This window comes from Candidatus Caldatribacterium sp. (genome assembly GCA_014359405.1).
GTDB classification, from domain to species: Bacteria; Atribacterota; Atribacteria; order Atribacterales; family Caldatribacteriaceae; genus Caldatribacterium; species Caldatribacterium oleiphilum.
In genome coordinates this window covers 1-8353 of the sequence record JACIZN010000083.1, presented here as the reverse complement: position 1 = coordinate 8353, position 8353 = coordinate 1, and the positions used below count along the sequence as shown (strand labels likewise).

At 57.7% G+C, this 8353-nt stretch carries 10 protein-coding genes and 1 tRNA gene; 7 read left to right on the top strand and 4 right to left on the bottom strand.

Going from position 1 to position 8353, the window contains the following annotated elements:
* From H5U36_07295 to H5U36_07270, 6 genes are all read left to right on the top strand, one after another.
* The coding region (locus H5U36_07295; protein MBC7217928.1) for an acetolactate synthase large subunit at nucleotides 1-562 on the top strand (562 nt) is incomplete at its 5' end.
* A gap of 14 nt (nucleotides 563-576) precedes the next feature.
* Complete coding sequence (gene ilvN, locus H5U36_07290; protein MBC7217927.1) at nucleotides 577-1062, top strand: acetolactate synthase small subunit; 486 nt, start codon at nucleotides 577-579, stop codon at nucleotides 1060-1062.
* A gap of 16 nt (nucleotides 1063-1078) precedes the next feature.
* On the top strand, nucleotides 1079-2077 hold the full coding sequence (gene ilvC, locus H5U36_07285) for a ketol-acid reductoisomerase (GenBank protein ID MBC7217926.1): 999 nt from the start codon (nucleotides 1079-1081) through the stop codon (nucleotides 2075-2077).
* Nucleotides 2078-2081: 4 nt separating this feature from the next.
* The gene (locus H5U36_07280; protein MBC7217925.1) at nucleotides 2082-3626 is read left to right on the top strand and encodes a 2-isopropylmalate synthase; all 1545 of its coding nucleotides are present in this window, start codon (nucleotides 2082-2084) and stop codon (nucleotides 3624-3626) included.
* Between the two features lie 6 nt (nucleotides 3627-3632).
* A complete protein-coding gene (leuC, locus tag H5U36_07275; GenBank protein ID MBC7217924.1) occupies nucleotides 3633-4895 on the top strand; it encodes a 3-isopropylmalate dehydratase large subunit in 1263 nt (420 codons plus the stop codon).
* An 11-nt stretch (nucleotides 4896-4906) separates the two neighbouring features.
* Complete coding sequence (locus H5U36_07270; GenBank protein ID MBC7217923.1) at nucleotides 4907-5407, top strand: 3-isopropylmalate dehydratase small subunit; 501 nt, start codon at nucleotides 4907-4909, stop codon at nucleotides 5405-5407.
* On the opposite strand, the gene H5U36_07265 is transcribed toward H5U36_07270, so the two are convergent.
* From H5U36_07265 to H5U36_07250, 4 genes are read right to left on the bottom strand one after another with little or no spacing between them, the layout of a single operon-like run.
* On the bottom strand, nucleotides 5397-6761 hold the full coding sequence (locus H5U36_07265) for a PFL family protein (GenBank protein MBC7217922.1): 1365 nt from the start codon (nucleotides 6759-6761) through the stop codon (nucleotides 5397-5399). The two genes, H5U36_07270 and H5U36_07265, sit on opposite strands and share 11 nt — an antisense overlap.
* Nucleotides 6762-6772: 11 nt before the next feature.
* Nucleotides 6773-7084, bottom strand: coding sequence for an ACT domain-containing protein (locus H5U36_07260; protein MBC7217921.1), 312 nt, complete (start codon nucleotides 7082-7084; stop codon nucleotides 6773-6775).
* Nucleotides 7062-7766 (bottom strand): endonuclease V, encoded by a 705-nt coding sequence (locus H5U36_07255; GenBank protein MBC7217920.1) that lies wholly within the window; start codon nucleotides 7764-7766, stop codon nucleotides 7062-7064. The genes H5U36_07260 and H5U36_07255 overlap by 23 nt, the downstream gene beginning before the upstream one ends.
* Nucleotides 7767-7772: 6 nt before the next feature.
* Entirely contained in the window at nucleotides 7773-8015 is a 243-nt protein-coding gene (locus tag H5U36_07250; protein MBC7217919.1) for a Veg family protein, read from the bottom strand.
* Between the two features lie 115 nt (nucleotides 8016-8130).
* Here H5U36_07250 and H5U36_07245 point away from each other — a divergent pair.
* Nucleotides 8131-8204, top strand: a tRNA-Gln gene (locus H5U36_07245).
* Nucleotides 8205-8353: the final 149 nt, after the last annotated feature.

Genomic DNA, 8353 nt, shown 5'->3' with positions numbered 1-8353 from the left:
TTATGAGAAGACGAAGCACCTTGACACCATTGTCGTGACTGACGTGGGGCAGCACCAGATGTGGGCAGCCCAGAAGTACCCCCGGGAAAAGCCCCGAACCTGGGCGAGCTCTGGAGGGCTTGGGACCATGGGGTACGGGCTTCCCGCCTCAATCGGCGCCCAAATCGGCAATCCCGACAAGACCGTTATCCTCATAAGTGGAGATGGGAGCATCTTCATGAAAATCCAGGAGCTCGTGACTGCGGTGAACTACTGCCTCCCCATCAAAATTTTCGTGATGAACAACTCCTACCTCGGCATGGTCCGCCAGTGGCAGGGATGCCTCTACCGGGGGCGGTACTCGTGCACCCGCCTTGTGAACCCCGATATTGCCCAGGTTGCCCGGGCCTTTGGAGCTTTTGGAATCTCGGTGAAGGAAAAGGAAGAGCTCGATCGGGCTATTGATGAGGCTTTGAAAGTAACCGACCGTCCGGCCCTTGTGGACTGCCACATTGCTGAAGAAGAGAACGTGCTCCCCTTTGTGCCTCCCGGAAAATCCCTGGACGAGATGATTCTCGAGTGAGGGGAGGTGAGCCCATGGAGCATATCATTGCGGTCCTCGTGGAGAACAAACCCCGGGTCCTCGCCCGGGTGGCGTCCCTCTTTGCCCGGAGAGGCTACAACATCGAGAGCCTTGCCGTCGGTCCAACCCAGGACCCAAACATTTCCCGAATCACCTTGGTGGTCACAGGAAACGAACACATCCTCGAGCAAATCACAAAGCAGCTCTATAAACTCATCGAGGTTATCAAGGTGAGCGATTTCGCCAATACCCCGGTGGTTGATCGGGAGCTTGCCCTCATCAAGGTCCATGCCCCTTCGAACCTCCGGGGGGAAATTGCCCAGACCGCGGAAATCTTCCGGGCCCGCATCGTGGATGTCGATGAGGAAAGCCTTATCATCGAGGTTACAGGGACTCCGGACAAAATCGATGCCCTGGAGCAATTGCTCCGAAAGTACGGTATCATTGAGATGACTCGCACAGGGAGGATCGCCCTGGCGCGGGGAAGTCAATCTCTTTAGAAAAGGAGGATGAGCCATGGCGAAGATTTACTACGACCAGGACGCGAACCTCGACATCCTCAAGGGGAAGGTTATTGCCATCATAGGTTTTGGGAGCCAGGGAAGCGCCCAGGCACAGAACCTCCGGGACAGCGGTCTTGAGGTGATTGTGGCTGAGCTCCCCGGAACCCCGGGTTTTGAGCGGGCCGAGAAAGCGGGTTTCCGACCGGTGAGCGCCAAAGAGGCGGCACAGAAAGGCGACATCATCCAGATGCTTGCCCCTGATCAGTACCAGCCAGCCATTTACCGGGAGTCCATCGCCCCGCACCTCACGAAGGGAAAGGCCCTCATGTTCTCCCACGGATTCAACATCCACTACCACCAGATCATTCCGCCTTCGGATGTCGATGTCCTCATGGTTGCCCCGAAGGGTCCGGGAGACCTTGTCCGGCGGATGTACCTTGAGGGGAAAGGGGTTCCTGCCCTTGTAGCCGTGTACCAGGATGCCACCGGGAAGGCAAAAGACATTGCCCTTGCGTACGCTAAGGGCATCGGCGCCACAAGAGCTGGGGTTTTGGAAACCACCTTTGCCGAGGAGACGGAGACCGATCTCTTCGGGGAACAGGCGGTGCTCTGCGGAGGGCTCACGGCTCTCATCAAAGCCGGATTTGAAACCCTGGTTGAGGCAGGGTACCAGCCGGAGGTGGCGTACTTTGAGTGCCTCCACGAGATGAAGCTCATCGTGGACCTCGTGTACGAGGGGGGGCTTGCCCACATGCGCCAGGTGGTGAGCGACACCGCCGAGTACGGAGACCTCACCCGGGGACCGCGCATCATCAACGACCAGGTCAAAGCGGAGATGAAGAAAATTCTCGCCGAGATTCAGGATGGAACCTTTGCCCGGGAGTGGATTCTCGAGAACCAGGCCAACCGGCCGGTGTACAACGCGCTCCGGAAAAAGGATGCCGAGCACCTCATCGAGAAAGTCGGGAAGACCCTGCGGAGCATGATGCCCTGGCTCAAGAAAGAGGGGTGAGAGCATGCGGAGAATCCGCATTTTCGACACTACCCTCCGGGACGGGGAGCAGTCCCCGGGGGTAGCCCTGAACCCTCAGGAGAAACTCGAAATTGCCCTGCAGCTTGCCCGCCTCCAAGTGGACGTCATTGAAGCGGGCTTTCCCATTGCCTCACCCGGGGACGCGGAAGGGGTAAAGCTCGTCGCCCAGAACGTGAAGGGACCCGCCATATGCGCCCTTGCCCGGGCCAAGGAAAAGGACATCGACATCGCCTGGGAGTCCCTGAAGCCCGCCGAGTACCCCATCATCCACACCTTCATCGCCACATCCGATATTCACCTAAAGCACAAGCTCCGCCTCTCCCGGGAGGAAGCCCTCGAGCAGGCGGTATGGGCGGTGAAGTACGCCAAAAAGTACGTACCCGAGGTGGAATTCTCCGCCGAAGATGCCACCCGCTCAGACTGGGAGTACCTGAGCCGGGTGTACGCTGCGGTGATTGAGGCAGGGGCAACCATCATCAACGTCCCCGACACCGTCGGGTACATCACGCCCTTTGAAATGCAAGAGCTCATCCGGTACCTCTTCGAGCACACCAGGGGCATCGAGAAGGTCATCGTGAGCGTCCACTGCCACAATGATCTTGGCCTTGCCACCGCGAACTCCCTGGCGGCGGTTTTAGCCGGAGCCGGGCAAGTGGAGTGCACCATAAACGGCATCGGCGAGCGAGCAGGAAATGCGGCCCTTGAGGAAATCGCCATGGGCCTCTACGTCCGGCGGGACTTCTTCCAGGCTGAGACCAACCTGAACTTCCAGGAGATTTACCGGACGAGCCGCTTGGTGAGCCAGAGGACCGGGATGCTTGTCCAGCCGAACAAGGCCATTGTGGGACAGAACGCCTTTGCCCACGAGTCGGGTATCCACCAGGACGGCGTCCTCAAGGAGAAGCTCACCTACGAGATCATGGACGCCAAACTCATCGGTCGGGAAGACCGGGTGCTTGTCCTTGGGAAGCACTCCGGGCGCCACGCCTTTGCCAAGAAAATCGAGGAGCTCGGGTACAAGCTCTCGGAAGAGGAGCTCAACCAGGCGTTCCAGCGCTTCAAGCAGCTTGCCGACCAGAAGAAGGAAATCACCGAGGACGATCTCAAGGCCATTGTTTCTGAAGAAGTGGCAAAGCCTGAGGAAATCTACCGCCTTGACTTCGTCCACGTGTGCTCGGGAAATAATATTCTCCCCACCGCCACGGTGCGCCTTGTGAAAGATGGAAAAGAGATTCTCGAGGGCGTCTCCACAGGTGTCGGACCGGTGGATGCGGCTTATAAAGCCATAAGCAAGATGCTTGGGATTTCCTCAAGCCTCGTCAACTACACCCTCCAGTCCATAAGCGGGGGAACAGAGGCCCTCGGGGAGGTCATCGTTCGGATTCTCGACGGAGACGAGGAGTACATCGGACGGGGTTCAAGCCAAGATGTGGTGGTCGCAAGCGTTATGGCCTACCTTTCGGCCATCAACCGGATGGCCCAGCGGAAGAGACGTCTGAATCCTCAGAGAGACTACAGGGAGAGCTGAGCGCCTATGGGTATGACGGTAACGGAGAAAATCATCGCAGCTCACGCCGGAAGGGAGCGGGTTCTCCCGGGAGAACTTGTGGAGGTTACGGTGGACGTTATGCTCGCCAACGACATCACTGCTCCTCTGGCCATCAAAGAAATAGAGAAGCGGGGGATTGCCACCGTCCACGATCCCCAGAAAATCGTCCTCGTTGCCGACCACAACACCCCCGCCCGGGACATTCCCTCTGCGGAGAACGTGAAGCTCATGCGGGAGTTTGCAAAAAAGCACGGCATTCCCCACTTCTTCGAAGGCGGACAGGTAGGCATAGAGCATGTCCTTCTTCCGGAACTCGGCCTTGTGGTTCCCGGGGACCTTGTGATTGGAGCCGACTCCCACACCTGCACGTACGGAGCCTTAGGGGCTTTCGCCACCGGCATGGGGAGCACCGACATTGCCGCCGCCTGGGTCCTCGGGAAGACCTGGCTTCGGGTCCCGGAGTCGCTGAAATTCGTCTTCTCCGGTAAGCGGCGGCCCTTCGTCACCGGAAAGGACCTGATTCTCTTCGTCATTGGGGAAATCGGTGTTGACGGAGCCCGCTACTGCGCCATGGAGTTCGAGGGACCGGTGATTTCCGAGCTCTCCATGGATGAGCGCTTCACGATGACGAACATGGCCATTGAGGCAGGAGCCAAAAACGGCATCATCGCTCCGGACGAAAAAACCCTTAAGTATGTCCGGGAAACCGGAACCCCCCGTCAACCGAGAATTTTCACCTCCGACCCTGATGCCGAGTGGCAGAAGGTCTTCACCGTCGATGTCTCTCAGATTGAACCCCAGGTCGCCTTTCCCCACCTTCCGAGCAACACCCGCTCCGTGTACGGAATTCCCAGAATCGAAATCGACCAGGTCGTCATCGGCTCCTGCACCAACGGCCGCATTGAGGACCTCCGCATGGCCGCAGCGGTTCTCCGGGGACGGAAAGTCCATCCCCGAGTTCGCCTTCTTGTCTTCCCCGGAAGCCCAAAGGTTCTCCGGCAGGCCGAAGAGGAAGGGCTCATCCGAGTGTTCCTGGAAGCAGGAGGCGTCATTGCCCCGCCGTCCTGTGGCCCCTGCCTTGGGGGACATCTTGGGGTTTTGGCGTCTTTCGAGCGCTGTGCCTCGACGACAAACCGGAACTTCGTCGGCCGGATGGGGCACGAAACAAGCGAGGTCTACCTCGTCAATCCCTACATCGCCGCAAGCTCTGCCGTAGCGGGGTACATCACCGCTCCGGACAAACTGTGAGGTGAAAGGGCATGATCCGCGGAAGAGCAGTCGTTTTCAGAGACAACGTGGATACCGACGTCATTATCCCTGCCCGGTACCTGACGAGTACCGACCCGAAGGAACTCGCCAAGCACTGCATGGAGGGCCTTGATCCGAACTTCCCAAACCGCATCACCCCGGGAGAAACGATTCTCGTGGCCGGGAAAAACTTCGGCTGCGGTTCCTCCCGGGAGCACGCACCCTTGGCCATTAAAGGGTGCGGGGTTGTGGCTGTCATTGCCGCCTCCTTTGCCCGGATTTTCTTCCGGAACGCCATCAACATAGGGTTACCCATTCTTGAGTCCGAAGAGGCGGCCTCCCGAATACGGGAAGGGGATACCGTCGCTGTGGACCTTGCAACCGGAGAAATCCGAAACGAGACAACCGGCGAGGTCTTCAAAGCTCAGCCCTTCCCACCCTTCCTCCAGGAAATCATCGCCTCTGGGGGGCTCATGAACCTCGTGGAGAAAAGGGTTAAGGCTAATTCCTGAGGCTTGTGAGAGGCGCGGGGACGCGACCACCCCGGAGGATGAACCGTGCCCCCTGGAAGGTATTGACGGGGATAATGGTCGCCTCCCCCAAAAGCCCCCCAAAGACAGCTCTCTCACCTGCTTTTTTCCCGGGAACAGGGATGAGGCGGACTCCTACTGTCTTGTGGTTCATAACCCCAATGGCCACCTCATCGGCCATGATGCAGGCAATGGTCTCCCAGGGAGTGTCCCCGGGAATGGCAATCATGTCAAGGCCAACCGAGGAGACGCTCGTCATGGCTTCGAGTTTCTCGAGGGAAAGAGCACCAGCTTCTGCCGCCTCGCTCATCCGGGCGTCTTCACTCACCGGAATGAACGCCCCGCTCAAACCCCCAACCGAAGACGAGGCCATGGCTCCGCCTTTTTTACAGGCATCGGTCAAAAGCGCTAAAGCCAGAGTCGACCCAAAGGCTCCGCACCGCTCAAGGCCCATCTCCTCAAGAATCTCTGCTACACTGTCCCCCACGCGAGGGGTTGGAGCAAGGGAAAGGTCCACGATGCCAAAGGGGGCTCCAAGTTTTTCCGCCACTTCCCTCCCGATGAGCTCCCCAACCCTTGTGATTTTGAAAGCCGTCCGTTTGATGACTTCAGCGAGTTCCCCAAGCGTTGCCTTAGGGTGGCGCCGCACGACTTCCTTCACAACTCCGGGGCCACTCACTCCCACATTCACTACCACTTCCGGTTCCCCAACCCCGTGGAAAGCCCCTGCCATGAAGGGGTTATCCTCAGGGGCGTTGGCAAAAACCACAAGTTTCGCGCACCCTATGCCGTCCCGGTGCGCGGTGCGCAAAGCGGTCTCCTTCACGACTTGGGCCATGGTTAGAATAGCATCGACGTTGATTCCGGTGCGACTTGAGGCCACATTGACTGAGGCACAGATGCGCTCAGTAACCGAGAGGAAAGAGGGGATGCTCTCCATGAGGAGCGTGTCACCCCTTGTGGCGCCTTTGTGGACGAGGGCCGAGAATCCCCCGATGAAGTCGATGCCGAGTTCCTGCGCCACCGCATCAAGCGCCCGGGCAAGGTCCACCACGTCCTTTTCCCTTTCTCTTTCTGAGAGAAGGAGCGCCACCGGGGAGACCGCCACCCTCCGGTTCACGATGGGGATGCCGTACTTCTCGGCCACCTCATCGGCCACCGCATTGAGGGGAGAGGCGAACCGCCGGATTTTCGCAACCACTCGCTCTATGGTCTCCTCGAAATCTCTCCCCCGACAGTCGAGGATGGAAATCCCAAGGGTTACGGTACGCACGTCGAGGTTCTCAAGCTCAAGCATCCGCAGGGTCTCGAGAATCTCAGAGCGGTGGAAGAGCATCTCCTTCCCTCCTAAATGCGGTGCATGGCTCGAAAAATGCTTGCGTGCTGGAGGTAAACCCGCACCCCCACTTCCTTACCTCGCTCAGAGAGTTTTCTGCGGAGCTCAGAAAGGGACAGGGGACACTTCGATACATCCCCCACAAGAATCATCGTGAAGTACTCCCCAAGGATTTTCTGGGTGATATCCTCGATGTTCACCTGGTTTTCGGCAAGGCAGGAGGTTATGGCGGCAATGATGCCGATACGGTCCTTCCCTACAACCGTGATAACCACCTTGTGCTCTGTTGAGGGTTCCTCTTCAAAGACCAAGGGATCCGACATCTTCCCTTCCCCCTTCTTTCAGCCGTTCGCTGAAAATATGGGCCAAGCGCACCGGCTCGGGGAGCCTAAAGCGCGTGCTCGTTTTGAGCGCCCACTCCCGAGCGCGGTCGAAATCTATCCGATTCCCTGGGGAAACGAAAACGGGTTTCGTGGCGTCCTTTGTCCGGAGTACCACCCCAACCCGCCTTCCCCGGTACTCAAGCCAGCTGAACGATCCCCGGTCTTTTCCGGGTTCCGCAAAATTGCCCACCAGGGGCTTCTTCGCCACCCCTATGGAAACAAGGCCGAAGAGCACCCCGATGTGGCTTGCAAGCCCCACTCCCCGGGGATGGGCAATCCCCTGGCCATCGAAGAAGAAAATATGGGGGGTAACCGTAAGGTGCGAAAGAGCCCTTTCTATGGCCGGACCTTCCCGGAAGGAGAGGAAACCGGGAATGTAGGGGAAGCAAGGTTTGTGGACTCCCGAAGCCACCTCCACAACCGCAAGGGAAGGCCAGGAGAGCACCACCACAACCGCAAGGGCTTTTCCTTTTCGGTCGTACGAGACGTCAACGCCGGCAAGAAGGGTAACCGCTTCATCTTCAAAGGGGAAATCAAAAGAGATACTCCGACGGATGGTCTCCTGAATGCGGAGGGCTTCCTCAAGAGAGACCTCAAAAGGGTATGGGTACTTCCGCTCCATGAAGGGTTAGAGGATTTCGAGCTCTACAGTTTTCGTGAGGATGTCGGCGTAGTTGAAGGCGATGCGCTGGGCGGTGCCGTCCACGTCCACTCGGAGGATGAAGAAGAAAGGGTAGATTGCCTCTATGACGCCTTTTCGGACAATGGTTTTTTTGCGCCCTTTGTTCACCTCAACAATGGCCTCTCGTCCGACGAGGGAGCTAACCCACTCCTTGATTTCTTGGAGATTCTGGACGGTCAAGAGCATCATTCCCGCCGCATTTTTTGGTATTATATCTTATTTTGAGAGAAAAAGCAAATAGAATCACGAAAGACCTTTCCCTTGAAAATCCCCCAAAGCCGTGGTATTATATCCTTGCTCCTGCTGAGAGGTCGTCTAAGGGTAGGACGCGTGACTCTGGATCACGTAGTGGTGGTTCGAATCCACCCCTCTCAGCCAACTTTTCTCTTGAGGCTGGCTGTGAGCAAACAGAAGCTGGAGCAGCTTAAGAAGCGTTTTCAAGAAGAGCCCTTTGCAAATTTATTCCGCTTTTCGCTTCTTGAACTCAAAGAAGGTTATGCTAAAGTAAAGCTCAAGGTTGATGAACG